The organism is Mycobacterium sp. 1164966.3 (assembly GCF_001665395.1).
In the GTDB taxonomy this organism is placed as follows: Bacteria; Actinomycetota; Actinomycetes; order Mycobacteriales; family Mycobacteriaceae; genus Mycobacterium.
On the sequence record NZ_LZSG01000064.1, the window covers coordinates 121,782 to 147,703 of the forward strand.

The following is a 25,922-nucleotide window of genomic DNA, read 5'->3' on the forward strand; positions in this document are numbered from 1 at the left end:
CGACGGTTTACCGGGTCTGGGCGCGCGCTGCCCGTGCGCGGTTGAGTCTGCCCTCGACGCCCCACCGCGTGACTTTGAAGAGCGCCTCGCGGATATTGGATCCGCTCATCTTGGACACGCCAAGCTCGCGCTCGGTGAAAGTGATCGGCACTTCGACGACGAGGAACCCGTTGTTCACCGTGCGCCAGGTCATCTCGATCTGGAAGCAGTAGCCCTTGGAGTCGACGGTGTCCAGGTCGATGGCCTCCAGCACCTCGCGGCGGTATGCCCGGTAGCCCGCGGTGATGTCGTGCACGCCGATTCCCAGCGCCACCCGCGAATAGGTGTTGGCGGTCTTGGACAATGCCAGCCGCCGCCAGGGCCAGTTCCGTACCGTCCCCCCGTCGACATAACGCGAACCGATGGCCAAGTCGGCTCCGGTGTCGACGGCGTCCAGCAGCCGGTGCAGCTGTTCGGGCGCATGGCTGCCGTCGGCGTCCATCTCGACCAGCACCGAGTACTCACGACTCATCCCCCAGGCGAATCCCTCGAGGTAAGCCGCACCCAGGCCGTTCTTGGCTGTGCGGTGCATGACGTGGGTGCGGCCGGGCTCGGCCTGCGCCAGCTCGTCGGCGAGACGTCCGGTGCCGTCGGGGCTGTTGTCGTCGACGATGAGCAGGTGCACGTCGGGACATGCTTCCCTGAGCCGTCGATGGATCAGCGGCAGGTTCTCCCGTTCGTTGAAGGTGGGGATGATCACCAGGACGCGCTGGCTCGGACGATTGCCCGGCTGGCCGGTGGTCATGAGGCTCCTTTGTGTCGCTGGATGTGACGCGGCGGTCCGCCGTTCGTGTCGTGCCCGTCCGTTTCGTGCCCGTCCGTGTCGTGGCCGTCCGTGTCGTGGCCGTCCGTGTCGTGGCCGTCCGTGTCGTGGGGAGTGTAGTCACCGGCCCCACGGGGCGCAGCGTCCGTGAGGTCCGGGATGTCCTCGTGGGGCGCATCTGAACCCTCTGCGTCAGCCTGCGGCGCGGAAGCTGATTCCTCGGCCTCGCTCGGGCGGACGCCGGAGTTGTGCGGCTCGCCTGGGGACCGCAACCTGAGACGAATCCGACGCGGGAACCATCCATTGTGCCGTATTGCGACCAGAATGACGGCCCCGGCCGCCCCGACCAGGATCCACTGCAAGATGGGAGCCCATCGGGTCGCCGGAGTCAGCGTCGTCTTCAGGCGTACCTGATTGTCCAGGTAGGCCGGCTGAAAGAAGTCTGTCCGGGCCAATTCGCGGCCGTCGGGAGCGATCAGCGCACTGATCCCGGTGGTGCCCGCGACGATCACGTAGCGGTCGTGCTCCACGGCCCTGACCTTGGCGAAGGCCAGCTGTTGTTCGCTCATCGTCTGGTTGAAGGTGGCGTTGTTGCTGGGCACGGACAGCAGCTGGGCACCGTTGCGGACCGCCTTCCGCGGCTCGCGGTCGAAGATGACTTCCCAGCAGGTAGCCACCCCGACCGGCACACCGCCGACCTGCACGACGTCGGTGCTGGCGCGCGGCACGAAATGGCCGGCCCGGTTGGCATAACCGGAGAGATGCCGGAAGAGCCACGGCATGGGCAGGTATTCGCCGAATGGCTGCACGATTTCTTTGTCATGACGGTCGGCCGGTCCGGTCTTCGGATTCCAAACGATCACCGTGTTGGTGAACTCGGGGGCTTCTTGCGGCCGATCTGGCACGTCGAGGACGGTGCCCACCAGAATCGGCGCGCCGATCATTCTGGCCGCCTCCGAGATCTGCTGGCCGGCGTCGGGGTTGAGCAGCGGGTCGACGTCGGACGAGTCCTCCGGCCAGATCACGAATTGCGGCTGCGGCGCGGCGCCCCTGCGCACGTCCTCCGCCAGCCGCAGCGTCTCCTGGACGTGGTTGTCCAATACGGCGCGGCGCTGTGCGTTGAAGTCGAGGCCGAGCCGCGGCACGTTGCCCTGCACGACGGCGACGGTCACGGTGGGTTCATCGCCGGATCCGTTACCCGCACGCCGCACGCCCGGCCAGACGACCATGGCGCCGAGCAGTACCAGGCAGATACAGATTCCCGGCAGCAGCACCGCAGGCGGCCGCGGGACCGCTTGGGCTGCCGGGGCTTCCGGGTTTTGGGAGGCGTGCAGGCTCGGCAGGCCGGGCAGCTGGCCACCCGATTTGAACCACTCCACGATTTCCAGCGCGATCGCGGCGAGGCTGCAGCCGACCAGAACGATCGCCGTGGAGAGCAACGGGACGCCACCGGCCTGGACCAACGGCAAAAACGGGCCGCTGGCTTGGCCGTAGGCGACCGATCCCCACGGAAAGCCGCCGAACGGAACTGTCGACTTCAGCCACTCCTGCGCCGCCCATAACACGGCAAACCACAACGGCCAGCCGGGCAACCTGCGCACCACGACAGCGAACAAGCCGAACAGAGCTGGAAACAGGGCCGAAACCGTCGCCAACGCCAGCCAGGGCACGGCACCCACCAGCAGGCTTATCCATGGCAGCAGCGGCACATAGAAGGTCAGCCCGAACAGGAACCCGTAACCCGCCCCACCTACCAGCGTCGTCTCGGGCCGGGTAAGCACCCAGGAGAACAGTGCGAAGGCGACGACGGCGGCCCACCACCAGTTCGTCGTCGGAAAGCTGGTGAAGAGCAGCGCCCCGGCTGTGATGGTGACCACCAGCCGCGGCACTCGCGGCACCAGCGCTGCGGCCGCGGCGCGGACTCGATCTGCCGGGACCCCGCGGGGATGCGCGTCCGCGTCGACGTGGTCCTCGTCAGGTGCCGGTGCCGCCGCGGCAGCACCAGGCTGCGGGCCGCTGTGATCGCTGGGTTCGGGGTCAGCCGCGTCGGTCGCCACTCCGACGTCGGGAGTGGCTATGACTGCTTCCTCCGAGGGGGCAGCCTGGTCGCGCTCGACTGGCCGTTTCCGCCGGGCGTGCTTAGCCATGGATGACTACGCCCCGATGCACTGTTCGGCGGCAACGCGGCAATGCGTCCGTCGGGCCCAGCCGCGGCAAGGCAGGCACCCGGGAACGCGGATCGGTGGACCAACGCTGGACGGCATCGTGCGGCGCGGTGACGTCGAGGGCGCCGGCATCCCACACGGCATACGAGGCCATCGCGCCAGGGACCAGGGTTCCGGTCCTGCCGTCCCGGACCCCGGCGGCCCGCCAGCCACCCCGGGTGGCGGCCGCGAACGCCGCCCGCGCCGAAATCGCGCTGCCCGGTGTGCGGTGATTGACCGCCGCGCGCACGCTTTCCCACGGGTCGATCCCGGTCACCGGGGCGTCGGAACCGAGTGCGAGTGGCACGCCTTGGGATGCTAACAGCGCTAACGGGTTGAGTTCGCTGCCTCGATCGGCCCCGAGGCGACGGGCGTACATGCCGTCGACGCCGCCCCACAGCGCGTCGAAATTCGGCTGGACGCTGGCAATGACGCCCCATGCGCCAAGCTTTGCGGCCTGGTCCGCATCAACCATTTCCAGATGCTCCAGACGGTGACCGCAACGGGCGACAGCCGCCACACCGAGATCCGCGACGACGCGTTCGAAGGCGGCGACGGCCGCCGAGACCGCGGCATCGCCGATGACGTGGAAACCCGCGGTCACCTCCGCCTCGGTGCAGGCGCGCAGGTGCGCTTCGACGGCGTCCGGCTCGAGGCGGCAGGTGCCTGTGCAGTTCGGCGCGTCGGCGTAGGGCTCGTGCAGCCACGCGGTTCGCGAGCCGAGCGCTCCGTCGACGAACAGATCACCCGCCAGCCCGCGGGCTCCGGTCTGCGCTATCAATTCGTGCGCCTGCGCGGGTGTGGTCACCGCCTGTCCCCAGTAGCCGATCACCTCCACGCCGTGGTCGAGGCCTAGCAACTGCAACCAGTCGTCGAGCCCGGCGATCTCGGGTCCGGCGCATTCGTGCACCGCGACGATGCCTGCCGCGGCGACGGCTTGCAGCGCGGCGGTCCTGGCCTCGGACAGCTGGTCGGTCGTCAGCAGGTCACGGGCGACGGCTCGGGCCAGGTGGTGGGCATCTTCGACCAGCGGCTGTTCGGTGTGATAACCGGCCGTAGTGGACAGCCCGGGGACCCGGTTGCGCAACCCGCCTGACGCCAGCGCGGAGTGCACGTCGACGCGGGTCAGATAGGCGGGCCGGTCACCCAGCACGGCGTCCAAATCGCCGGTGCTCGGTGGGGCGTTTTCGGGCCACGACGACTCATCCCAGCCATGTCCCCAGATCGGCCGGTCGGGATGGGTGGCCGCGTAGTCGGCGACCATCTGGACGCAGTGCGCGCGCGAGCTCGCCGACCGCAGATCCAGCCCGCTGATGGTGAGGCCGGTGGCGCTCAGGTGGATATGGCTGTCGACGAAGGCCGGCGCCACAAAATCGCCGTCGAGATCCTCGATGTCGGCATCCGGGAACTGGCGGCGGCCGACGTCATCACTGCCCAGCCACGCCACGATCGCGCCGCGTACCGCCATGGCGGTGGCGTCGGGATGGCTTGGGTTGTGCACCCGGCCGTTGACCAGCAGTTTGGTGGGAATCTCGGTCACACCAGCAAAACTACGGGGCGTGGTGATGGGGTGCGGTCTGGACATGCGCCGGCGGTAGGACCGCCGGTTCGACATCCCTGACGTCGACAACCTCACCGTCGATGTAGTCACGGTGATCACGGGTATCGGGGGCACCACCGAACATCCGGACGTCGTTGATCAACGGGATCCGCCGCTGGACTCCGCGCAACGCAATCGCGGTCAGCGCGGGCCGGGCGAGGGCCCGAATCGGCGGCGCCAGCAGCAGGATCCCCAGAGCCGTGGTGACCAGTCCGGGCACCAGAATCAGGACCGTCGCGAGGCTGACGATCGCCCCGTCACTCAGGGCGCTGCGTGGTTCCTTCAGGCCGGATCGCAGCTGCACGACTTGGGCGCCGAGCTGCCACCCCGCCATCGGAACCCACACCACGACGCCCAGAACGGCGGTGACGAGGAGCGCGAGCAATGTCCAGCCCCAACCGACAGTTGCCGACAGCGCGAGTATCGCCGCCAGCTCGATGATGACGTAGATAAGCAACAAACCCCGGACCATATGACGCCAACGTCTGCGACCGGAACCCGAGTTCCCCTGGTGACGCGCGTCGCTGCTGCAGTTAGATGACGGTATGACGACGATTGAGATCGATACCCCCGATGGATTGATCGACGGGTTGCTGAGCCTTCCCCCGGGTAAAGGCCCCTGGCCAGGCGTGGTGGTGATCCACGACGCGATCGGCTACGGGCCGGACAAAGAGTCGATCAACGACCATGTCGCCCGTGGCGGTTATGTGGCGCTCACTCCGAATCTGTTCGCGCGCGGTGGTCGCGGACGTTGCGTCACGCGGGTCATGCGCGAACTGATGACGAAGCGGGGCCGCGCGCTCGACGACATCCTTGCTGCTCGCGATCACCTGCTGGGCATGCCGGAATGCACCGGGCGGGTTGGTATCGCGGGGTTCTGCATGGGCGGCGGCTTCGCGCTGGTGATGTCGCCGCAAGGATTCGGCGCCTCCGCGCCGTTCTACGGCACACCGCTGCCACGACAACTGAGCGAGACGCTGGACGGCGCCTGCCCGATTGTGGCGAGCTTCGGCAGCCGTGACCCGCTCGGTTTAGGGGCAGCCAACAAACTGCGCAAGGTTACGCAGGCCAAAAACATCACCGCCGATATCAAGAGCTATCCGAAGGCCGGGCATAGCTTCGCCAACCAGCTTCCGGCCCAACCACTGCTGCGCATCACCGGGTTCGGCTACAACAGGGAGGCGGCCGAAGACGCCTGGAGCCGTGTCTTCGCGTTCTTCGACGAGCACCTGGGAGCCGGAAGCAACGACGTCGTCCGGTGAGTGGCGAAATCAGACAGGCTCTGACCACTTCTTGTCGTGTTGCCGTGTCCGCTCCCACGGCCAGGTCATCAGGGCCCACACGATGAGGAGAAGCGTGGCTGCGGTCAGCACATACACCGGCCACGGGCCCAGAACGTCCAGCAGGCTCGCGGTGGCCGGTTTTTCATTGATGAACCCGTAATTGGTTCCGGCGACGCTGTTGAACGTGAACGCGATCGCTGCCCACACCACCGTGACTACGACCACGATGCGGTAACTGCGCCACCCGGGCCGCATCCCTCGCCCCCAGGTGAGGTAGACCGCGGCCCAGACGACGAGCAGGTGAATCGCCCAGAAACCAAGAAACTGGTAATTGGGAAAATCCGGGCTTTTCAGAACCGGAGAGATCAACGCTTGGCTGCTCAGCACCAGGCCCCAGTAGTAGGTGAGCGCGAAAGCCAAGTGCCGCTGCGACCACAGTGCGTAGGCGGCAGCGACGGTGGCCAGATCGGTCAGACGCAGCGGCACCGAGCGGTCGATGGCAGGTGGGATCAACGAGTAGATCAGCACCGCAGCGTATATCGCGGCGGTCAGCCCACCCAGGACGCGGCCGAAGACGCGCGCTTGCGATGCGTTCTGCCGACGCCCGATCCAGACCAGGAACACCGCGCCGATCACGAACAGCGTGATCACGGTCCAGTACGACGGGCCGTACGCCGAAAACTGCCTTTGGGTGGAGAGCACTTTCTCAACTCTGCAATTTGTTCGCGCCTAAGGCCAGCAGCCATGCCACATGGGGTCAGTCCGAACGACGCTATTCGAGATGCGTTGACTTCATTTTTTGCGACAGGACGGTCGCGAATGTATGGGTATCTCCCGGCCAGCGCGCCGAGACGTAATTGCCGTCGTCGACGACGAACGCCGGGCGCGAGTCCGTCGCCGTGTCGCGCAGCATTCCGGAGGACTTGAGCCGCCAGCGAGGCGATCCGCGCTCGACGTCGCGGAAATCGCTGGGGTTGCGCAGCGCGCGGGTGATTTCGGACTGCACGGACATGTAGCCATCCGGTTGGCCGGGCTCTTCGGTATAGGTGCGGTAGTAGTCGCGGTCCCAGAACCTGGTGATGCGGGTGAGCCGCCAAGCGGTGCGTTCCAGCGCCCAGGTCAACGCCGTGGTCTTGTGTCCGTAGAGCACCGAGCGACCGGTGGCGGGATCCACACTGCGAGCCAGCAGCAGCACTCCGTGGCAAATCGCGCCGATGACCATCCCGCGGGCAAAGGCGTGCACGACGAGCCGGTGCAGTATGTCGCTGTCGATATAGGCGCGCATTCCGCGGGCCCGATGTCCGCCGGGCAGCAGCAAGGCGTCGACGTCGTCGAGGGTGGCCTGAGCCCAGCTGACGGGATGGCGAAACTCCGCTGATTCCAACATCTCCCGATACGCGCGGCGGCCGTCCTTGTTCGCCCGGAGCGCCAGCCCGACGATCGGGATAGCGCCCAACACCGGTAGCGCCGACCAAAGGTCCAAACCGCGGCCACTCACCATGATGTCGTCGGCCACGCCAGGGCGGCCGCTTTGGGTGGCAAACATCACCCGATGGCCGTTGCGGGTGAGGACGCGCCAGCTGACCGCGACCTCGGTCGGGTCGAAGTCGCGATCCGGGATCGGGATGAGAACGGTACTCACCGGCGTTAAGGCTGGGCGACTCTGAGTTCGAGGCCGACGTTGTTTTCCATGCCGCCGCGCAGCTTGCTGAAGAAGTTGAAGACCTTGCCCACGATGCCGTACCGCTTGCCGATGGCGTCGTAGACGGCGGCGTTGTGGGACTTGTCGAGGATGGTCGCAGTCCCCTCGACAGCTTCGCTTTTCGGGCGACCACGTATATCGCAGGCGGCCAACGTGACTCGCGGGGTGTTGCGGATCCGCTTGACCTTCCACGACTTTGCCTCGGTGATGACGAGCAGGCGATCTCCGTCGGCCGCCGCCCAGATCGGGACCGGCTTGGGTCGCCCGTCCTTGGTGAAGGTGGTCAACAGGATGTATTGCGACTTGGCGAGGTCGGCGAAAGTTGGTGTCACGGGTGCCAACCTACCGCGCAGTTACCTCGCGGGCAGACACAGAATCGCACGCGAAGCGCCCGCGGAGCGCGACTCTGCGTCCGCTCGCGGTACTAACCCTCAAGGTCCCCTTCGGTTTCCAGCAGCGCCTGGCGTAGCCCGTCGAGGGTCTCCGCTTCCGGTTCTTCCCACATACCGCGCCCGACGGCCTCCAGCAGCCGTTCGGCCATGCCGTGCAGCGCCCACGGATTGGACTCGGTCATGAACTTCCGGTTCTCCGGATCCAGCACGTATCGCTGGGTCAGCTGTTCGTACATCCAGTCGGCCATCACTCCGGCCGTCGCGTCGTAGCCGAACAGGTAGTCGACCGTGGCCGCCATCTCGAAAGCGCCCTTGTAGCCGTGGCGGCGCATCGCAGCCATCCAGCGCGGATTGACCACACGGGCTCTGAACACCCGGGTGGTCTCCTCGGACAGCGTGCGGGTGCGGATCGCGTCTGGTCTGGTGTTGTCACCGATGTAGGCGACAGGCGCTTGGCCGGTCAGCGCTCGGACCGTGGCGACCATGCCGCCGTGGTATTGGAAGTAGTCGTCGGAGTCGGCGATGTCGTGCTCGCGGGTGTCGGTGTTCTTGGCGGCCACCGCGATCCGGCGGTACTGGCGATTCATGTCGTCGACGGCTTCGCGACCGTCCAGGCCCCGGCCATAGGCGAATCCGCCCCACGCCGTGTACACCTGCGCCAGGTCGGCGTCGTCACGCCAGTTCCGGCTGTCGATCAGCTGCAGCAGACCGGCGCCATAGGTGCCCGGTTTGGACCCGAAAATCCTTGTCGTGGCCCGGCGTTGATCGCCGTGCTGGCCAAGGTCGGCCTGAGCATGCGTGCGGATGTAGTTGTCTTCGGCGGATTCGTCTAGGTCGGCGACCAGCCGCACCGCGTCGTCGAGCATTGTCACGACATGCGGGAAGGCATCGCGGAAGAACCCCGAGATCCGCACTGTCACATCGATGCGCGGACGCCCCAGCTCGGTCAGCGGAATCGGTGTCAGCCCGATGACCCGTCGTGATGCATCGTCCCAGACCGGCCGAACACCCAGCAGCGCAAGAACTTCAGCGATGTCATCACCTGCGGTGCGCATCGCGGAGGTGCCCCACACCGAAAGTCCGACTGACTGCGGCCACTGTCCGTGGTCGCCGCGGTAGCGGTTCAAAAGCGAAGCGGCCAGTGCCACACCGGCTTCCCACGCCAGCCGGGACGGCACCGCTTTGGGGTCGACGGAGTAGAAGTTGCGTCCGGTGGGCAACACGTTGATCAGGCCGCGCAGCGGTGACCCCGATGGTCCCGCAGGAATGAACCGGCCATCCAAAGCCCTTAGTATCTGCTCGATTTCGGCGCCCGTGCCAGCGAGCCTGGGTACCACTTCGGTGGCCGCGAACCGCAGCACCGCGGCAACGTCCGGGTTGTCGGTGAGCCGGTCGGCGACGGCAGGATCCCAGCCGCTGGCCTGGAGCGCTGCGACCAGTGACCGGGCCGCCGCCTCGACGTGGTCGACCGAAGACCGTTCGTCGGTGCCGTCCTCGGCGAGACCCAAAGCTTGCCGCAACCCGGGGAGTGCCAGCTCGCCGCCGAACAGCTGACGGGCCCGCAGCATGGCCAGCACCAGGTCGAGTTCGTCCTCACCCGTAGGTCTTTGGCCGAGGATGTGCAGGCCGTCGCGGATCTGGACGTCCTTGATCTCACACAGCCAGCCGTCGACATGCAGAATCATCTCGTCGAACGAGTCCTCTTCCGGCCGCTCGGTCAGCCCGAGGTCGTGATCCATCTTGGCGGCCCGGATCAGCGTCCAGATCTGCTGGCGGATCGCGGGCAGCTTACCGGGGTCCAGCGCGGCGACATTGGCATGCTCATCGAGCAGTTGCTCCAATCTGGCTATGTCGCCGTATGTTTCGGCCCGCGCCATGGGCGGAATGAGGTGATCGACGAGGACAGCGTGGGCTCGTCGTTTGGCCTGGGTGCCTTCACCGGGGTCGTTGACCAGGAACGGGTAGATCAGCGGCAGGTTGCCCAGTGCGGCGTCAGGGCCGCAGGCCGCCGATATGCCGAGCGTCTTTCCGGGTAGCCATTCCAGGTTGCCGTGCTTGCCCAGATGAAGCACGGCATGCGCCCCGAAGCCCGCGTCCAGCCAGTGATAGGCGGCCAGATAGTGATGGCTGGGCGGCAAATCCGGGTCGTGATAGATGGCGACGGGATTCTCGCCGAAGCCACGCGGTGGCTGCACCAACAACACCAGATTACCGGCTTGCATTGCGGCGATGACGATTTCGCCGTCCGGATCGTTGCTGCGGTCGACGAACAACTCCCCCGGCGGGGAACCCCAGTGTGCTGTCACCGAATCGGTGAGCTCGGCGGGCAGCGTGGCGAACCACTCGCGATAGTCCTTGGCGGACACCCGGATCGGGTTGCCGGCCAGTTGCCCTTCGGTGAGCCAGTCCGGGTCCTGTCCCCCGCGTTCGATCAGAGCATGGATCAGTGCATCGCCGTCGCGGGCATCCACGCCGGGCAGATCGCCCACCCGATATCCACGCTCGCGCATCGCGCGCAGCAGCGCGACGGCGCTGGCCGGGGTGTCCAGTCCGACCGCATTGCCGATGCGAGCATGCTTGGTCGGGTAGGCCGAGAACACCAGAGCCACCCGTTTGTCTGCCGGCGCGACGTAGCGCAGGAGTGCGTGCCGGACGGCGAGGCCGGCCACCCGCGCGCAGCGCTCGGGGTCGGCGACGTAGGAGATCAGCCCATCGTCGTCGATCTCCTTGAACGAGAACGGAACGGTGATGATGCGGCCGTCGAACTCAGGCACCGCGACCTGACTGGCCACGTCGAGCGGGCTGAGCCCCTCGTCGTTGTCGAGCCACTGATCGCGGGGACTGGTCAAGCACAGACCTTGCAATATCGGAATATCCAGGGCCGCAAGGTGTTCGACGTTCCAGCTGTCGTCATCACCACCGGCCGAAGCGGTCGCCGGCTTCAGGCCTCCGGCGGCGAGCACGGTAACCACCATGGCGCCGGCGTCGGCGAGGCGTTGCAGCAGTTCTGGTTCGGCGGTGCGCAACGAGGCGCAGTAGACCGGCAGCGCCCGGGCGCCAGCGGCTTCGATTGCCTGGCACAGGGCTTCGACGTAGGCGGTGTTGCCGGCCAGGTGTTGCGCGCGGTAGTACAGCACGGCGATGGTCGGGCCGGCCTTCGCAGTACCCGGCCGCTCCAGCTCGCCCCAGGTCGGAGTCACTACCGGTGGCGTGAAACCGATACCGGTCATCAGCACCGTGTCCGACAGGAACGCATGCAGCTGGCGCAGGTTTTCCACGCCACCGTGGGCCAGGTAGATGTGCGCCTGTACGGCGATGCCGGCCGCGAGGGTGGACAGTCCCGTCAACTCGGCGTCGGCCGCTTGTTCGCCGCTGACCAGCACGGTCGGTACACCGCTCGCGAGCACCATGTCGATACCGCTCTGCCAGGCGCGGTAGCCACCGAGGATCCGCACCACCACGATCGCGGTGCCCGTCAGCAGGTCCGGTAGTTCGTCTTCGGACAGCCGTGACGGGTTGGCCCACCGGTAGTTCTTGCCGCTGGACCGGGCGCTGATCAAGTCGGTGTCGGACGTCGACAACAGCAGGATGGAAGGCTCAGCCACCTACCATTCGTACCGCATCGACGGCTTACGCTATGGGCCATGTCCGTCGCAGGGAAGATCTCGGGGAAAGTAATCGCCATCACCGGGGGTGCTCGGGGGATCGGCCTGGCCACGGCCACGGTTCTGGAAAGTTTGGGCGCAAAGGTCGCCATAGGAGACATCGACGAAGCGGTCGTGAAAGAGTCAGGCGAGCGGTTGGGGCTCAAGGTTTGCCATCGGTTGGACGTGACGGATTGCGAGTCCTATACAGGTTTCCTCGACGTAGTTGAAACCAAGTTGGGTCCCCTCGATGTCTTGGTCAACAACGCGGGCATCGCGCCGGCGGGCAGCGCCGTCGATGAGGCTGACGCAGTCACCCGGCGGGTGCTTGACGTCAACATCTACGGCGTCATCCTGGGTACCAAACTGGGAGCACAACGCATGTTGCCCCGCGGTCGCGGTCACATCGTCAACATCGGGTCGATCGGTAGTGTGTTGCCGGGCGCAGGCCTGGCCACCTATAGCGCCACAAAGCATGCTGTACTCGGATACACCGACGCCTTCCGACTGGAAAACCATGGACGCGGGGTGCACTTCTCGGTGATCATGCCTACGTTGACCAATACCGAGATGGTCGCTGGTTTCGGACACGCGAGGGGCTTCAAGAACGCCGAACCGGAAGACGTCGCCCGGGCGATAGCCGGCGTGATCGCCAAGCCGAAGTCCCGTGTGTTCGTTCCCCGTTCGATCGGCATTGCCCTCACGACTCAACGCCTGATGCCGCAACCAATAGCGGAGGCAATGGGACGCGCGCTGGGCACGGATCGTGTTTGCACCAGCGACCTTCGGCCTGACGAGCGAGCCGCCTATGCGCGACGCATCGGAACGTGGACGTCCTAAGTGTAACCAGCTCCGCCGAGTTGGCTCACTCGCCGAACGTGGGCGGTGTGGATGAAAACCATTGGCAACGCGGGCATATTCCCACGTTCGGCGGGCACACAATGCCACCTTGCTGCCGGACGTTTCTCAGGCGGTACGCACTTCGAAATGGTCGAGCTCGGGTTGGCGCAAAAGCTCGCTATGGGTCTCGGGTGTCCACGGAAACAGCTCGGGCAGGCCGTCCTTTCCGAGATACCAGCTGTTACAGCCGCTGACCCAAATCGTCTGCGGCATAGCGGCTTTCATCTCTTCGTTGTATTGCTTGGTGGCCGCTTCGGTCGGCGCTGCGGCGACCACGCGGCCATCACGGAGCTGCTGGATCCACCACATCACGTAATTGGCCTGGTCCTCAGCGATTGGAACCAGCGACTGATTGCCGATCGGCGAATGCGGCCCCATCATCATGAACAGGTTCGGGAATCGCGGCACCGCGACGGATCGGTAGGCCATCGGACCGTCCTCCCAGACCTCGTCCAGGCTGATCCCACCCTCGCCGATCACGTTCAGCGGACGCACATAGGCTCGGGCGTCAAACCCGGTGGCGAAGACGAGCAGGTCCAACTCGTGTAGCGTGCCGTCGGCGGTGACGATGCCGCGGGGCTCGATGTGGTCGATCGAGTCGGTGACGATCTCGACGCCGGGCTTTTGCACGGAACGGTAGAAATTCGCGGCCATCACCTGCCGCTTGCACATCGGCTGGTAAGTGGGGGTCAGCTTGGCCCGCAGTTGTGGATCGCGCACCGACAGCCGCAGGTTCCATCGGCACCAGGCCTGGATCTGACGACGCTGCCAGCCCGGGCGGATCGGTGCGAGGCCGAACCAGTGCCGCATTAAAAATCCCCAGAAGCGATAGGGCAGACCGTTCAGCGCCGGCCACCGGGACAGCGCCGCCTGAGCCAACTTTGAATAACGCGGGTTAGGGAATGGGTAAACCCACTGCGCGGTCCGCTGAAAGATTTTCAGCTGGCGCACCTTGCCGCCTAGCTCCGCGGTGATCTGCACGCCTGTCGACCCGGTCCCGATCAAACCGATCCTCTTGTCCGGCAACGAAACCGAATGGTCCCAGCGCGACGAGTGGAAGGCCGGACCGGCAAACGTGTTACGTCCGGGAATGTCCGGGTAACGCGGTACCCGCAGCACGCCGGTTGCGGTGACCAGGACGTCGAAGGTCTCCTCGCCGTCGGGGGTGGTGAGCTGCCACCGGCCGTCGTCGTAGCGGGCCGCGGTGACGTCCGTGCCGAACCGGATGTGCTTGCGGATGTCGCGTTCGGCAGCCACCTGCTGGAAATAAGCCTGAATCTCCGGTCCCGGGGGCAGCACGTGCGACCACTTCGGGTTCGGCCGGAACGAATACGAGTAGTAGCGCGACGGGACGTCGCAGGTGAGTCCGGGATACGTGTTGTCGCGCCAAGTGCCTCCGACATCGTCGGCTTTTTCGAAGATGGTGAACGAGTCGATACCGGCGTCCTGCAGCTTGGCCGCCATGCAAATGCCCGACATTCCCGCGCCGATGATCGCGATCTGCAGTTGGCGTTGATGCGTCATGCGTTTCACCCGACCTCTCTCTGGCGTGCACGTTACGCCGTTCGGGCCTGCGCGACTCAGAGATCGAGCTTTGCTGTGATCAGCGCGGCGACCTCGCCGGCTACCGCTCGTGCCCCGCCGCTCTGGCCCGGCTGGTAGCGATCGGCGACAGGGTCGTAGTCGGCACCGGCGATCGTCCCGTGGTCGGCCGCGAGCTCCACCACCTCCACGGGCCAGCCGATCCGTTCCAGAGCGGCGGCGAAGTCTCTGCTGGCCGTCAGGGGCACGACGTCATCGGCCAGACCGTGCAGCAGCGTGAAAGGGGCGCCGAAGTTTTCGGCAGACAGTCCGTCGGTCACCCGTCGACCGGAGATCGGGTCGGGAACCATGAAAGCGCCGGCCAGGCAAAACGTATGGGCCAGCATGACATTGAAGTCCGCTGCATCGACTGTCACGCGCGCCGCGGCGACACCGCCCAAAGACCACCCGACGAGCGTGAGACGGTTGCTGGCACGCCGTTGGGTGAACTCGAGCGACCCGAGTAGATCCGCGCGGCCGCCGTCGGCGGCATGGGAGTTCCAGTCCGGCGCGACGACGGCCGCACCTCGGTCGGCGAGCAGGCCGGCGAGGGGGCGGACGGCGGCGCGGGCATTGGTCTGCATGCCATGCCAGATCAGGATCGTAGGCCGTGTCGAATCGCCGTACACGTCGGCCAGGCGTCCGGAGGCGTACTCCACCGTTTCCACGGCAACCAGGGTGCCCGGGCCGGCAGGCGTTCAATCTTTGGGCCCGCTCCTGTCGTCTATCCACAGTTGGGCTTGGGACCGGCCCGGCGACCTCACGATTCGTCGTCGGCGAGTTGATCCGCTCCCCGATGGCCGGGCGAACCTCGGGTCAGGCACCGCAAAAGCGGCTGTGGCCGTACTTCTGTGAGCACCAGATGTCACCGGCGTTCGCATCGGTGAGTTCGGCGTCGTTGTGGGCTAGGTGGAGGACGGTGACGCCGTCTGGGGCCACGACGAGCTCGGCTTTCCACGCGGTCTGCTCGTTGATGTCGCCGTCCAGTCCGTCGCCCCAGGCACCGATGCGCTGCTCCAACCTGATCGCGAGACCCAGGCCGTCGCCCTGCGCCCAGCGCAGGGTCCACCTCTCGCCGTCGCGGGCGCTGGACCCGAGCAGGATCGTCCCGGTGCCGTCAGGCGCGATCGTCATCATGCTTAAGTGCCTCTGCCAGTCTCCGACGTAGTCACCACGCGACGTCTCCATGGGCGGGATGTCCGCCGGATCGGCGTTGGCGGACGAGGCACCCGCAATGAGGGCGGCCGCCGCTGGTACGGTGAGCGCCACGATTGAGCAGGCAGTAATTTTCAGCATGGCGGATGCTTCCCTTTGGGTATTCGGTCGCATCAAGAACGCTACGACACTTTGACCTGCACCACATGAAGTGTTCGCCACGAGTGTTCAACTGCCGTCGCGTGTCTATCACCGTGGTGATACGCGCATTGACGGTGTTATTCGATTGGCGCGATGACGACAGAAGTCCTGATGGCGTTGCCTGTGATCGTCGAGTAGCCAACTGTCACCCACTTTCGCCAGCCGCTAGCATCGCGCCACCAGGACCTTCTAGGGCTGGAAAAGCAACGGCTTTTACCCAGACCCGGACGAACCGCCGCGCCCCTAACTGCTGAGCATCATCCCAGCTGGTAGGAATCGCGCGAGAGGCGGAGGAAGTGACCGGTGCTGCTGTCGGTGCACGTCACCCCCGGTGGCGCAATTTCGCAAGTGATCGTGCCGACTAACCAACTTTGGCCGTTGTCGAACTTCGGGGGCAGCGGGTCAACGATCAATCCACCTTGACAACCCAGGGATGCAGGGGTTCCCTGCTCGAGATCGTATTCACGCCCCGCCACAGGACAGTCCGCCAGAGGTGGCTGGGGGTATGTGTGGTTCAAGACCTGGCACGCGACCACGCCCTTGCCGTAGCTCGCAGGATCGTTCATGTCATGCCTCTGTGCCATGCTGCAGACGACGTCTCCTGACGGTGACCGAAAATCGATTTTGTCGTCTGCATGGGCAGGGCCGGCCAGGCCGATCGTTGCGGTGACAGTCGCCGTGGCGCTGAGGGCGAGGGTGATGGTTGTCATGACGGGCTGACGGTACGAAGTCGTGAACATGTGGGCGTCCCTTCTTTCTGGATGGACATCGCCGGGGGCCTGGGGGGTGCCGTGCCGGATGCGGTCGGCTAGCTCAGCCGACTGTGACGGCCGTTCGTGCAGATAGTCTCGCAGGCGCCTCGCTAATCCTTATGCGATTCTCGTAAGGGGGCTTCGCGAGTACGAACGGTCTGACTTCATGTTTGAAGTGTTCTTCACGAAGTCGGTATCGCCACTTGCGCAAGACTTTTAGACCGCCTGGCGTGACGAGCAAAGCCCTGACGGCACCGGCATTTTTAAAAGACACATACCCCCAGGCGCGCCGCCGCTAAGAGGAAGCGACCATCCCCGTCCGCGCAGCCTGCCGGGCGCTGCTGCTGGGCACTTGCTCAGCGCCAAGGACCGACTTCCGACACTCCGGCCGATATGTGTTCGCTGACACCTTGGAGGCGCGGAAATCGCCGTTCTTGATCAGCGACGTACCGTGAACCATGCCCCGATCCCGCGACACCGACGCCTGCCCCGGTGCGCTGCAAGTGCATCAGGCCGCCGACGGCGCGTTGGTGCGGGTCCGGCTGCCGGGCGGAATGGTCACAGCAACGCAGTTGGCTACGTTGGCCCGCATCTCGGGAGAGTTGGGCACGGGCACGCTGGAGCTGACTGCCCGGGGCAACCTCCAACTGCGCGGCATCACCGACATCACCGCGGCGGCTGAAGCGATAGCAGCGGCCGGGCTGCTGCCGTCGGAAACCCATGAGCGGGTCCGCAACATCGTCGCGTCGCCGCTCTCCGGCCGCGTGGGCAGGGGTCCCGACGTTCGAGACTGGGTCGGTGACCTCGATGCGGCCCTTTGCGGCGAACCCAGACTGGCGCAGCTGGGCGGCCGGTTCTGGTTCAGTCTCGACGACGGCAGCGCCGACGTGTCCGGCCTCGGCGCCGACGTCGGCGTCCATGTTCGGCACGACGGTGTTGCGCTGCTGCTGGCCGGACGGGACACCGGTGTGCGGGTTGACGACATCGTCGACGCCCTGCTGCGAGTGGCGCTGCGGTTCGTCGACATGCGCGGGAATGCCTGGCGAGTAACAGAATTGGCGGATCCAACCGCCCTGCTACCCGGCGCCACACTGGGTCCACCGTTTCCACCTGTCACTCGTCCACCGGTCGGCTGGATCGAACAAAACGACGGCCGCGTCGCGTTGGGTGCCGGGGTCCCGTTGGGCGTTCTGCGCGCCTCGACAGCGGAATACCTGGCGGCAATCGACGCCCCGATGGTGATCACGCCGTGGCGATCGGTGCTGGTGTGTGACCTCAGCGAAGACGCGGCGGACGTGACGCTTCGCGTGCTGGCACCGCTGGGGCTGGTGTTCGACGAGAACTCCCCCTGGCTGAACGTCAGCGCCTGCACCGGCAGTCCCGGTTGCGCGCGATCGGCCGCCGACGTGCGGGCGGACGCGGCGGAATCGCTCGACGCCGCTTACCCGGTGCATCGTCACTTCGTCGGTTGCGAGCGCGCCTGCGGCAGCCCGCAGACGGGTGAGGTGTTGCTGGCCACCGGAACCGAATACAGGGTTCTCAGGTCTTAAGGTGGGCGAGTGCTCGACTACCTTCGCGACGCCGACGAGATCTACCGCCAGTCGTTCGCGACCATCCGGGCCGAAGCCGACCTGACCCGATTTCCCGCCGATGTCGCGCGGGTGGTGGTCCGGCTAATCCACACCTGCGGACAAGTCGACCTCACCGAGCACATCGCCTACACCGACGACGTCGTGGCACGCGCCGGCGCCGCCCTGCGCGACGGTGCGCCGGTGCTGTGTGATTCGTCAATGGTGGCCGCCGGCATCACCATCACACGGCTCCCCGCCGGTAACCAGGTGGTCTCGCTGGTCGCCGATCCGCGGGCGACCAAGCTGGCCGCCCGCCGCCGGACCACCCGCTCGGCGGCCGGCGTGGAATTGTGGGCCGACCGGCTGTCTGGCGCAGTGGTGGCCATCGGCAACGCGCCCACCGCGCTGTTCCGGCTACTCGAACTGGTCGACGAGGGTGTTGCGGCGCCGGCCGCGGTGCTGGGCGGCCCGGTCGGATTCGTCGGATCCGCTCAGTCCAAGCAGGAACTCGTGGACCGTCCGCGGGGGATGTCCTATCTGGTGGTGCGCGGCCGCCGCGGGGGCAGCGCCATGGCGGCGGCCGCCGTCAACGCGATCGCGGCCGACAAGGAATGACGACGCGCGGCACGCTTTGGGGGGTCGGGCTGGGGCCGGGCGACCCGGAGCTGGTGACCGTCAAGGCCGCCCGGGTTATCGGTGAGGCCGACGTGGTGGCCTACCACAGCGCCCGTCACGGTCGCAGCATCGCCCGCGGCATCGCCGAGCCGTATCTGCGCCCTGGCCAGATCGAGGAACACCTCGTCTACCCGGTGACCACCGAAACAACCGACCACCCGGGTGGCTACGCCGGCGCGCTCGAGGACTTCTACGCCGAGGCCACCGAGCGAATCGCCGCGCACCTGGACGCGGGCCGCAATGTGGCGTTGCTCGCCGAGGGTGACCCGCTGTTCTACAGCTCCTACATGCATCTGCACACCCGGCTCACGGAGCGGTTCAACGCGGTGATCGTGCCGGGTGTGACGTCGGTCAGTGCGGCCTCGGCCGCCGTCGCCACACCGCTGGTGGCCGGCGACCAGGTGCTGTCCGTGCTGCCGGGCACACTGCCGGTCGACGAGCTGACCCACCGGCTCGCTGATGCCGACGCGGCCGTCGTACTGAAACTGGGCCGCTCGTATCACAATGTCCGCGAAGCACTTTCAGCGTCGGGCCAGCTTGGTGACGCCTTCTATGTGGAACGGGCCAGCACTCCCGGGCAGCGGGTGCTGCCCGCCGGCGACGTCGACGAGACCAGCGTGCCGTACTTCTCGCTGGCCATGCTGCCCGGCGGCCGCCCGCGCGGCGGTACGGCAGGCACAGTTGCGGTGGTGGGTTTGGGACCGGGCGACCACGATTGGATGACGCCGCAAAGCCGGCGCGAGCTGGCCGATGCCACCGACCTGATCGGCTATGGCCGCTACCTGGACCGCGTCCCGGCCCGGGACGGTCAGCGGCGTCACCCCAGCGACAACACCGACGAGCCCGCGCGTGCGCGACTGGCCTTCACCCTCGCCGAACAGGGCCACGCCGTCGCTGTGGTGTCGTCGGGCGACCCCGGGGTGTTCGCAATGGCCACCGCCGTCCTGGAGGAAGCCAAGCAGTGGCCGGGGATACGGATCAGGGTGATTCCGGCGATGACCGCGGCACAGGCCGTCGCGAGCCGGGTCGGCGCTCCCCTGGGCCACGACTATGCGGTGATCTCGTTGTCCGATCGGCTCAAGCCGTGGGAGGTAATCGCCGCGCGCCTACAGGCCGCCGCCGCCACGGATTTGGTGTTGGCGATCTACAACCCGGCCTCCAAGTCGCGCACCTGGCAGGTCGGCGCCATGCGCGACGCACTGCTGGCCCACCGCGACCCCGGCACCCCGGTGGTCATCGGCCGCTCGGTAACGGGCGCAGTTTCTGGCCCCGACGAAGACGTCCGCGTGGTGCGCCTCGCCGATCTGGATCCTTGCGATGTGGACATGCGCTGCCTGCTAATCATCGGATCGTCGCAAACTCAGTGGTACTCAACCGATTCCGGCGACCGGGTGTTCACCCCGCGGCGCTATCCCGACTAATCGCCGAGCGCGGACGCGACGATCGTGGCCGCGTTGGCGACGATCGCGTCATTGGACGGAGCCTCATAGCCGCCGCTGACGCGATCGGACATGACCGCCACGACGTGGGGCACGCCGTTGGATGACCACACGACCGCAACATCGTTGGTGCGGCCGTAGTCGCCGGATCCGGTCTTGTCGATGACTTTCCAATCGGCGGGGAATCCGGCCCGGATTCGTTTGGCGCCGGTGGTGCTGCGCGCCATCCAGTCGGTGAGCAGTGCCCGTTTGTCGGACGGCAACGCGTCACCGAGAACGAGCTTTTGGAAGACCAGGGCGATCGCGCGCGGAGTGGTGGTGTCCCGTTCGTCGCCGGGTACATCGCGGTTGAGTTCCGGTTCCTCCTGGTCCAGCCGGCTCACGGTGTCGCCCAGGCTGCGCAGGTACGCGGTGAAGGCGGCGGGCCCGCCGAGCTCGGCGAGCAGCAGATTGGCGGCCGTGCCGTCGCTATAGCGGATCGCGGCATCGCACAGCTGCCTGATCGTCATTCCGGTCTGGACGTGTTGCTGGGTCACCGGCGAAACCGACCGGATGTCCTCAGCGGTGTAGGTGACGACCTTGTCCAGATGCGGCAGTGGGTTGTGCTGCAGCACCGCGGCGACCAGTGGCGCCTTGAAGGTGGAGCAGAAAGCGAATCGTTCGTCGGCCCTGTGTGCGATCTCGGGGACTGCGCCGGCGGCGGGCACGTAAACGCCAAGCCGCGCGCCGTACTTTCGCTCGAGCTCGTCGAAACGGCCCGTCAAGTCGGGTGCCGGTGCCGCAGTCGTCGGCGCGGCGCGAACACCGCTGGTGGGGCGCGCGCAGCCGGCCAGCGGGATCAAGAGAGCTGCCGCGAACAGTTGTCGCCGAGTATGGACGTGCGGTACGCATTCCACCCCCAAAAGGCGTGTCACACGTCCACATTAGAGCGTGTCGTCGCCCCAGCTGGTCGGTAGCATCGGCGCGTTCGGACCGCTGTTGACCCCGTCGTCGTCCAATGTGAGCAGTCCGGCGGGCTGAAATCCGGACTTGGGCGCGGCGCCGGCAAACCCAACCGGTCCCGCGCCCGCATCGGATGCCAGGGCCGCTTCATCTGGCTCGGGGTCCATGTACTCGTGGCGGTAGGCGTGGTCTTTGGCCTCTGCCCCACGCCGCCGACGACTGCGCAATCGCTCACGGGCCGACGCCGCGGTGGCGGCCGGTTCCTCGGCTTCGTCGGGCGCGGGCTCTTGCGACTTACTGCGCGTGCGACTGCTGGCACTACTGCGTGACGACAATCCAGCCAGGCCAACCGCATATTGGGCGTCGGCCATGCCGGCGCCGGCGCCATCCGTCGCACCCCCGAAGCCGGCGTCCGGACCGCCGCCCACCGGTCCGCTGGCGGAGGCGGTGGCCGCTGTCGGCGCGACACTGGACGCATTGGCGGTGCTCGGATGTGCCGGGGTTCCGGCGGTCGTGGTCGGTGTCGGAGCCGGCGCGGCGGCCGTCGGCGCGGGCGCTGGGGCTGCCGCCGGCAGGGTTGTCGGCAGTGCAATGCCGGCGGCGCTCGCGGCACCGGCGACGATGGCGCCCACGCCGACGGCAGCGACCGCCGGGACTGCTGCGAGTAGCAGGACCGGGGACAGCAGCAGCGCTGTTTGCATCAGCTGCACGAGGGGCCAGACAAGCATCAACGAGTGAAAGATGAACCAGCCCAACGCTGTGGCCAAGGCGGGGCTCATGCCCGGAATTTGCATGAAGAACGAGGACACCGCGTTGGCAAAGGGCACCGCGGGGATGGGCCAGCCGTCTGGGTACAGCTCTTTCCCAAGGGGCCAGAGGATGTTCTGGGTGATGTCCGACAGCCAGGACGCGAGCTGGTCCTGCCACGAGGTGGCCGGAGGATTCTCAGCCGCTTGAGTTACCGCTGCTTGAGCCTCTCCGCCGGGCGCGAGGATCGGCGCTGCGGGCGCTGTCGCGGGAACCGCGGCCAGCGCGGATCCGCTCACCACCTGGTACGTGGTCATCGTCTCGGCGGCTTGTACCCACATTCGCACGTAGTCGGCTTCATTCAGGGCGATGGGAATGGTGTTGATGCCGAAGAAGTTCGTTGCCACCAGGACTGCATGCGTGGCGTGGTTTGCCGCCAATTCCGCCAGCGTCGGCATGGCGGCCAGCGCCGTCGTGTACGCGACGGCCGCAGTTTGGTGCAGGGCCGCCGCGGTGGTGCTCTTGGCGGCACTCTCCAGCAGCCAGGCCAGGTAGGGGCCGTGCGCCGCCACGTATTGCTGCGCGCTGGGGCCCTCCCACGCTCCGCCCTGCACCGCACCCAGCAATCCGGTCAGTTCGTCCGCCGCCTGCGTGTATTCGGTGCCCAGCGACGTCCATGCGGCGGCCGCCGCCAGCAGCGAGCCTGGCCCCGGCCCGCTGCTCAGCAGCGCTGAGTGCACCTCCGGCGGCAATGCCATCCAAATCGGTGCAGTCATCGACGCGATCCCTCGGCGACAGCGCGCAGCGACATGATTACCCTCTCGAAACCCAAGTAGTGCTCTCGTTACTGGTCGGCGGGCGTTCTCATTTGGTTCCTGGCGACTTTCTATGAATTCGGCCTGAGCAACCGCTACGACAGCCAGTCGTAGACTCACCACGTCTGCCCGTTTAAGGTGGATGGTCATGAGCGCGCGGAGCGACGACGAGGCCGTCACCGCACTTGCTCTGGCGGCAGCCCGCGGCAACGAGCGGGCGCTCGAGTCGTTCATCAAAGCCACGCAGCAAGACGTCTGGCGATTTGTCACTTATCTGTCGGACGTCGGCAACGCGGACGACCTGACCCAAGAGACGTTCCTTCGCGCAATCGGCGCAATCCCGCGGTTCTCCGGACGTTCGAGCGGCCGAACGTGGCTACTGGCCATCGCCCGGCGGGTGGTGGCCGATCACATCCGTCGTGCGAAGTCGCGGCCCCGCACCGCCCACGGCACCGATCCCGAACGGGTGCTCGAAGCCGCTCGGCACACCCGCGGATTCGAAGACCTGGTCGAAGTGACCACCATGATCGGCGGCCTCATCACCGAGCAACGGGAAGCACTGTTGCTCACCCAGCTGCTGGGCCTGTCCTACGCCGACGCTGCGGCGGTATGCGGCTGCCCGGTGGGCACCATCCGGTCGCGCGTGGCCCGCGCCCGTGACGCGCTGTTGGCCGACAGCGACCGCGACGACCTGACCGGTTAGGCCTTACCCGCCAGTGCTCGCCTCACTCGCCGAACGTGGGTGATACGGACGAAAAATAACCAGAATGCGTGCGTATCCCCCACGTTCGACGCGCTACCTATGACTCAGGATGCTAGCCACTCGGCGGCCTCTTCAACGGTTCCCACCGCGGTTACGCCGGCCGGCAACGGCGGGCGCGCCACCATCACGACCGGAATCTCCAACGCCGCAGCGGCATCCAGCTTCGCGCGGGTCATGTCGCCACCACTGTTCTTGGTGACCAGCACGTCGATGCGGTGCTCACTGAGGATTTGGAGCTCGTCGTCGTAGCGATACGGCCCGCGGGACAACAGCAGCTGATGCTGGCGCGGCAACGAGTCGCCGTCCGGCGCAGTGACCGCGCGGATCAAGAACCACGCGTCGCTGTCGGCGAACGCTTTGACCCCCGAACGTCCGGTGGTGAGGAACACGCGCGAATATCGTTGTTTTGCAACGGTTTCTGCCGCCTGGTTGTCGGATGCGACGACGTTGGCGGTGCCCGGTTCCCATGGCGGGCGGGCCAGGACCAGATGAGGCATCCCTAGTTCTTTGCAGACCTCGGCGGCGTGGGCGGTCATGGTTGCCGCGAACGGGTGGGTTGCATCAACGACAGCGTCGATTCCTTTGTCGCGCAGCCAGTTCCGTAGCCCGTCGACACCGCCGAAGCCGCCGATGCGCACCGGCCCGGACGGCAGGGTCGGGTCCGGTACGCGGCCGGCCAGCGAGCTGATGATGTCGACTTGCGGGTACACGCGATTTGCCAGAGCTCGCGCCTCGGCGGTACCACCGAGCAGCAGCACCCGCATCAGTGCTGTCCCATGCTGCGTCGCGCCGCCGAATACAGGTAGCTGTCGGTAAACCCCTCTGCGGCAAGCACATCACCGACGATGATCACCGCAGTCTTGGTGATGTTCGCGTCGTGCATCTGCCCGGCGATGTCGACCAGCGTGCCGCGCAGCACGATCTGTTGCGGCCAACTGGCGAAAGCTACTACGGCCGTGGGCGTTTCGGGCCGGTAGCCCCCGGTCAGCAGTTGCGGGACGATGACGTCGATCTGCGCGGCAGCCAGGTGCAGGACCAGGGTGGCGCCGGATTGCGCGAGTGTGGCCAAGTCTTCACCGGGTGGCATGGGCGTGGACAGCGTCGAGATTCTGGTCAGTGTCACCGTCTGTGCGATCGCCGGAACGGTCAGCTCGCGTTTCAACGCGGCGGCGGCCGCGGCGAAAGCCGGTACGCCCGGGACGATCTCGTAGCCGATGCCTAGCGCGTCGAGTCGGCGGCACTGCTCGGCCAGCGCGCTGTACAGCGACGGATCCCCGGAATGCAGCCGCGCCACATCGTGACCGGCGGTATCGGCGTCGGCGAGCTCGGTGACGATCTGGTCCAGCGTGAGCGGACCGGTGTCGATGATCTTTGCGTCGGATGGACAGTGCGTCAGTAAGTCTGTGGGCATGATCGATCCCGCATACAGGCAGACCGGGCACCTCTGCAGCAGCCGTTGGCCGCGCACAGTGATCAGATCGGCGGCGCCCGGACCCGCGCCGATGAAATATACGGTCACCGCGTCGTCACCACCCACTGGGTAATCGGAAGCTGTGCGCGCCAGCCGGTGAATCCGCCGAGCGGCTCGCTCCGATAGTGCTGGAAGCGTCGTAACTCGCCACCGTGCTTCGAGTATGCCTGCACCAGAACAGCTTCCGATTCGGCGGTGACGGCGTTGGCGACCAGGCGCCCGTCGTTACCCAAGTGGTCGAGGCAGGCATCCAGCAGACCCGGCTGGGTGAGACCCCCGCCGAGGAAAATCGTCGACGGTGTTTCGGCGCCGTCGAATGCGTGCGGCGCCTTGCCGCGGACGTCGACGCTGACGCCGTAACGCGCGGCATTGAGCCCGATGTTCAGCGCGCGTCGCTCGTCATGTTCGAACGCCACCGCGGTGCAGCCGCGCCAGCTTCGGCACCACTCGACCGCGATGCTGCCTGAGCCGGCGCCGACATCCCATAGCCGCTGGCCCGGCCGCGGGGCAAGCGCCGCCAAAGTCACCGCCCGGATGCCGTGTTTGGTGATCTGCCCGTCGCGGAGGAAGGCGCCGTCGGGCAATGAGGAGATGCGTTCGTCGGGTAGGTAGCGGATGGCGACCACGTTGAGATCGTCGAGATCATCACGGCCGCCGACGGCCCAGTCTCGGGCCCGGCCGTCGCGTCGGCGTTCTGTGGGGCCGCCGAGTCCTTCCAGCACGGTGAATTCGGAATCACCGCGCCCGTGGGCGTTGAGCAGCACGGCCAGTGCCTGCGGCGTGGTCCGGTCGCGCGACAGCACGATCGCCTGTCCGCCGCAGCGAACCGCGGTGTGCGGCTGCGCGCTGACCAGGCTGATCACCTCGGTGTCGTGGACGTTCCAGCCCATTCGGGCGCACGCCAGCGTTACCGACGAAACGTGCGGCAGCACAGTGACTTTCCCTGCACCGAACAAGCGGACCAGGGTGCCGCCGATGCCGTGCAGCAACGGATCTCCGCTTGCCACAACGTGAATGTCGTCGCCGTCGACTTTCAGTGTTTGCAGCGCCGGCAGCATGGGCGACGGCCACTCGTGGCGGGGGCAACTTACGGTGTCGTCGAGCAGGTCAAGTTGTCTTTTCGAGCCGTAAATAATGGTCGCTCTTTGCAATTCGGACCTCGAAGCTTCTGATAGTCCGGCCATGCCGTCGGCCCCGATACCGACCACGACGATCATATGCGCCGCTCCTCCTCATCGCTGACTCCCCCTCGCCGCTGCGCGGCTGGGGGTGCCCCCACGGCA

21 protein-coding genes and 1 pseudogene are annotated in these 25,922 nt (G+C 66.6%); 6 read left to right on the forward strand and 16 right to left on the reverse strand.

Annotated features, from left to right (window positions below):
* Positions 1-7 precede the first annotated feature (7 nt).
* From lnt to A9W99_RS23535, 3 genes and pseudogenes are all read right to left on the reverse strand, one after another.
* Positions 8-2,949: pseudogene (lnt, locus tag A9W99_RS27865) on the reverse strand (apolipoprotein N-acyltransferase).
* Positions 2,942-4,546 (reverse strand): amidohydrolase, encoded by a 1,605-nt coding sequence (locus tag A9W99_RS23530; RefSeq protein ID WP_067384054.1) that lies wholly within the window; start codon positions 4,544-4,546, stop codon positions 2,942-2,944. The pseudogene lnt and the gene A9W99_RS23530 overlap by 8 nt, the downstream one beginning before the upstream one ends.
* A gap of 10 nt (positions 4,547-4,556) precedes the next feature.
* Positions 4,557-5,078 carry an FxsA family protein gene (locus tag A9W99_RS23535; protein ID WP_067384057.1) on the reverse strand — a complete coding sequence of 174 codons (522 nt, stop codon included), beginning with the start codon at positions 5,076-5,078 and terminating at the stop codon, positions 4,557-4,559.
* A 73-nt stretch (positions 5,079-5,151) separates the two neighbouring features.
* Here A9W99_RS23535 and A9W99_RS23540 point away from each other — a divergent pair, with 73 nt between their 5' ends.
* On the forward strand, positions 5,152-5,868 hold the full coding sequence (locus A9W99_RS23540) for a dienelactone hydrolase family protein (protein ID WP_067384060.1): 717 nt from the start codon (positions 5,152-5,154) through the stop codon (positions 5,866-5,868).
* A gap of 9 nt (positions 5,869-5,877) precedes the next feature.
* Here A9W99_RS23540 and A9W99_RS23545 read toward each other — a convergent pair whose 3' ends face one another.
* The 4 genes from A9W99_RS23545 to cobN all read right to left on the reverse strand — a co-directional run bounded on the left by A9W99_RS23545 (position 5,878) and on the right by cobN (position 11,588).
* Positions 5,878-6,591, reverse strand: coding sequence for a TIGR02206 family membrane protein (locus tag A9W99_RS23545; RefSeq protein WP_067384063.1), 714 nt, complete (start codon positions 6,589-6,591; stop codon positions 5,878-5,880).
* A gap of 70 nt (positions 6,592-6,661) precedes the next feature.
* Positions 6,662-7,531, reverse strand: coding sequence for a type 1 glutamine amidotransferase domain-containing protein (locus A9W99_RS23550; protein ID WP_067384066.1), 870 nt, complete (start codon positions 7,529-7,531; stop codon positions 6,662-6,664).
* Positions 7,532-7,536: 5 nt separating this feature from the next.
* Entirely contained in the window at positions 7,537-7,923 is a 387-nt protein-coding gene (locus A9W99_RS23555) for a PPOX class F420-dependent oxidoreductase (protein ID WP_067384069.1), read from the reverse strand.
* A 92-nt stretch (positions 7,924-8,015) separates the two neighbouring features.
* Positions 8,016-11,588 carry a cobaltochelatase subunit CobN gene (cobN, locus tag A9W99_RS23560; RefSeq protein ID WP_067384072.1) on the reverse strand — a complete coding sequence of 1,191 codons (3,573 nt, stop codon included), beginning with the start codon at positions 11,586-11,588 and terminating at the stop codon, positions 8,016-8,018.
* Positions 11,589-11,627: 39 nt separating this feature from the next.
* On the opposite strand from cobN, the gene A9W99_RS23565 reads away from it, so the two are divergent.
* Positions 11,628-12,467: an SDR family oxidoreductase gene (locus tag A9W99_RS23565; protein WP_067384075.1), complete on the forward strand. Its 840-nt coding sequence runs from the start codon at positions 11,628-11,630 to the stop codon at positions 12,465-12,467.
* A 126-nt stretch (positions 12,468-12,593) separates the two neighbouring features.
* Here the strand turns inward: A9W99_RS23565 and A9W99_RS23570 are convergent, their stop codons facing one another.
* The 4 genes from A9W99_RS23570 to A9W99_RS23585 all read right to left on the reverse strand — a co-directional run bounded on the left by A9W99_RS23570 (position 12,594) and on the right by A9W99_RS23585 (position 16,174).
* A complete protein-coding gene (locus A9W99_RS23570; RefSeq protein ID WP_067384078.1) occupies positions 12,594-14,051 on the reverse strand; it encodes an NAD(P)/FAD-dependent oxidoreductase in 1,458 nt (485 codons plus the stop codon).
* Between the two features lie 56 nt (positions 14,052-14,107).
* The gene (locus A9W99_RS23575) at positions 14,108-14,776 is read right to left on the reverse strand and encodes a S9 family peptidase (RefSeq protein ID WP_067384081.1); all 669 of its coding nucleotides are present in this window, start codon (positions 14,774-14,776) and stop codon (positions 14,108-14,110) included.
* Positions 14,777-14,924: 148 nt separating this feature from the next.
* The gene (locus A9W99_RS23580) at positions 14,925-15,404 is read right to left on the reverse strand and encodes a hypothetical protein (RefSeq protein WP_067384084.1); all 480 of its coding nucleotides are present in this window, start codon (positions 15,402-15,404) and stop codon (positions 14,925-14,927) included.
* A 317-nt stretch (positions 15,405-15,721) separates the two neighbouring features.
* Positions 15,722-16,174 carry a hypothetical protein gene (locus A9W99_RS23585; protein WP_067384087.1) on the reverse strand — a complete coding sequence of 151 codons (453 nt, stop codon included), beginning with the start codon at positions 16,172-16,174 and terminating at the stop codon, positions 15,722-15,724.
* Between the two features lie 500 nt (positions 16,175-16,674).
* Between A9W99_RS23585 and cobG the strand changes: the two genes are divergently transcribed.
* The 3 genes from cobG to A9W99_RS23600 are packed head-to-tail and all read left to right on the forward strand — an operon-like array spanning position 16,675 to position 19,883.
* Positions 16,675-17,766, forward strand: a complete 1,092-nt coding sequence (gene cobG, locus A9W99_RS23590) for a precorrin-3B synthase (protein WP_067384090.1) — start codon at positions 16,675-16,677, stop codon at positions 17,764-17,766.
* Between the two features lie 9 nt (positions 17,767-17,775).
* Positions 17,776-18,402: a precorrin-8X methylmutase gene (locus A9W99_RS23595; RefSeq protein WP_067384093.1), complete on the forward strand. Its 627-nt coding sequence runs from the start codon at positions 17,776-17,778 to the stop codon at positions 18,400-18,402.
* Positions 18,399-19,883 (forward strand): precorrin-2 C(20)-methyltransferase, encoded by a 1,485-nt coding sequence (locus A9W99_RS23600; RefSeq protein ID WP_067384096.1) that lies wholly within the window; start codon positions 18,399-18,401, stop codon positions 19,881-19,883. The genes A9W99_RS23595 and A9W99_RS23600 overlap by 4 nt, the downstream gene beginning before the upstream one ends.
* On the opposite strand, the gene bla is transcribed toward A9W99_RS23600, so the two are convergent.
* Both bla and A9W99_RS23610 read right to left on the reverse strand, forming a co-directional pair.
* Entirely contained in the window at positions 19,880-20,797 is a 918-nt protein-coding gene (bla, locus tag A9W99_RS23605; protein ID WP_082930168.1) for a class A beta-lactamase, read from the reverse strand. The genes A9W99_RS23600 and bla overlap by 4 nt on opposite strands.
* 27 nt (positions 20,798-20,824) lie before the next feature.
* Positions 20,825-22,366 carry a PPE family protein gene (locus A9W99_RS23610; protein WP_067384099.1) on the reverse strand — a complete coding sequence of 514 codons (1,542 nt, stop codon included), beginning with the start codon at positions 22,364-22,366 and terminating at the stop codon, positions 20,825-20,827.
* A gap of 187 nt (positions 22,367-22,553) precedes the next feature.
* Between A9W99_RS23610 and sigC the strand changes: the two genes are divergently transcribed.
* Positions 22,554-23,108, forward strand: a complete 555-nt coding sequence (gene sigC, locus A9W99_RS23615) for an RNA polymerase sigma factor SigC (protein ID WP_067384278.1) — start codon at positions 22,554-22,556, stop codon at positions 23,106-23,108.
* A 104-nt stretch (positions 23,109-23,212) separates the two neighbouring features.
* On the opposite strand, the gene A9W99_RS23620 is transcribed toward sigC, so the two are convergent.
* Genes A9W99_RS23620 through A9W99_RS23630 form a run of 3 tightly spaced genes read right to left on the reverse strand, consistent with a single transcriptional unit; the run spans position 23,213 to position 25,856 of the window.
* Complete coding sequence (locus A9W99_RS23620) at positions 23,213-23,932, reverse strand: cobalt-precorrin-6A reductase (protein WP_067384102.1); 720 nt, start codon at positions 23,930-23,932, stop codon at positions 23,213-23,215.
* Positions 23,932-24,687 carry a precorrin-4 C(11)-methyltransferase gene (cobM, locus tag A9W99_RS23625; RefSeq protein WP_067384280.1) on the reverse strand — a complete coding sequence of 252 codons (756 nt, stop codon included), beginning with the start codon at positions 24,685-24,687 and terminating at the stop codon, positions 23,932-23,934. Before cobM ends, A9W99_RS23620 begins: the two co-directional genes overlap by 1 nt.
* On the reverse strand, positions 24,684-25,856 hold the full coding sequence (locus A9W99_RS23630; protein WP_067384105.1) for a bifunctional cobalt-precorrin-7 (C(5))-methyltransferase/cobalt-precorrin-6B (C(15))-methyltransferase: 1,173 nt from the start codon (positions 25,854-25,856) through the stop codon (positions 24,684-24,686). Before A9W99_RS23630 ends, cobM begins: the two co-directional genes overlap by 4 nt.
* Positions 25,857-25,922: the final 66 nt, after the last annotated feature.

Bases quoted from the DNA above. Each gene is read 5' to 3' on its own strand.
- A9W99_RS23535 (WP_067384057.1), bottom strand. From the start codon at position 5,078: ATGGTCCGGGGTTTGTTGCTTATCTACGTCATCATCGAGCTGGCGGCG.
- A9W99_RS23540 (WP_067384060.1), top strand. From the start codon at position 5,152: ATGACGACGATTGAGATCGATACCCCCGATGGATTGATCGACGGGTTG.
- A9W99_RS23565 (WP_067384075.1), top strand. From the start codon at position 11,628: ATGTCCGTCGCAGGGAAGATCTCGGGGAAAGTAATCGCCATCACCGGG.
- A9W99_RS23570 (WP_067384078.1), bottom strand. From the start codon at position 14,051: ATGACGCATCAACGCCAACTGCAGATCGCGATCATCGGCGCGGGAATG.
- A9W99_RS23580 (WP_067384084.1), bottom strand. From the start codon at position 15,404: ATGCTGAAAATTACTGCCTGCTCAATCGTGGCGCTCACCGTACCAGCG.
- A9W99_RS23585 (WP_067384087.1), bottom strand. From the start codon at position 16,174: ATGACAACCATCACCCTCGCCCTCAGCGCCACGGCGACTGTCACCGCA.
- cobG (WP_067384090.1), top strand. From the start codon at position 16,675: ATGCCCCGATCCCGCGACACCGACGCCTGCCCCGGTGCGCTGCAAGTG.
- A9W99_RS23600 (WP_067384096.1), top strand. From the start codon at position 18,399: ATGACGACGCGCGGCACGCTTTGGGGGGTCGGGCTGGGGCCGGGCGAC.
- A9W99_RS23610 (WP_067384099.1), bottom strand. From the start codon at position 22,366: ATGACTGCACCGATTTGGATGGCATTGCCGCCGGAGGTGCACTCAGCG.
- sigC (WP_067384278.1), top strand. From the start codon at position 22,554: ATGAGCGCGCGGAGCGACGACGAGGCCGTCACCGCACTTGCTCTGGCG.
- A9W99_RS23620 (WP_067384102.1), bottom strand. From the start codon at position 23,932: ATGCGGGTGCTGCTGCTCGGTGGTACCGCCGAGGCGCGAGCTCTGGCA.
- A9W99_RS23630 (WP_067384105.1), bottom strand. From the start codon at position 25,856: ATGATCGTCGTGGTCGGTATCGGGGCCGACGGCATGGCCGGACTATCA.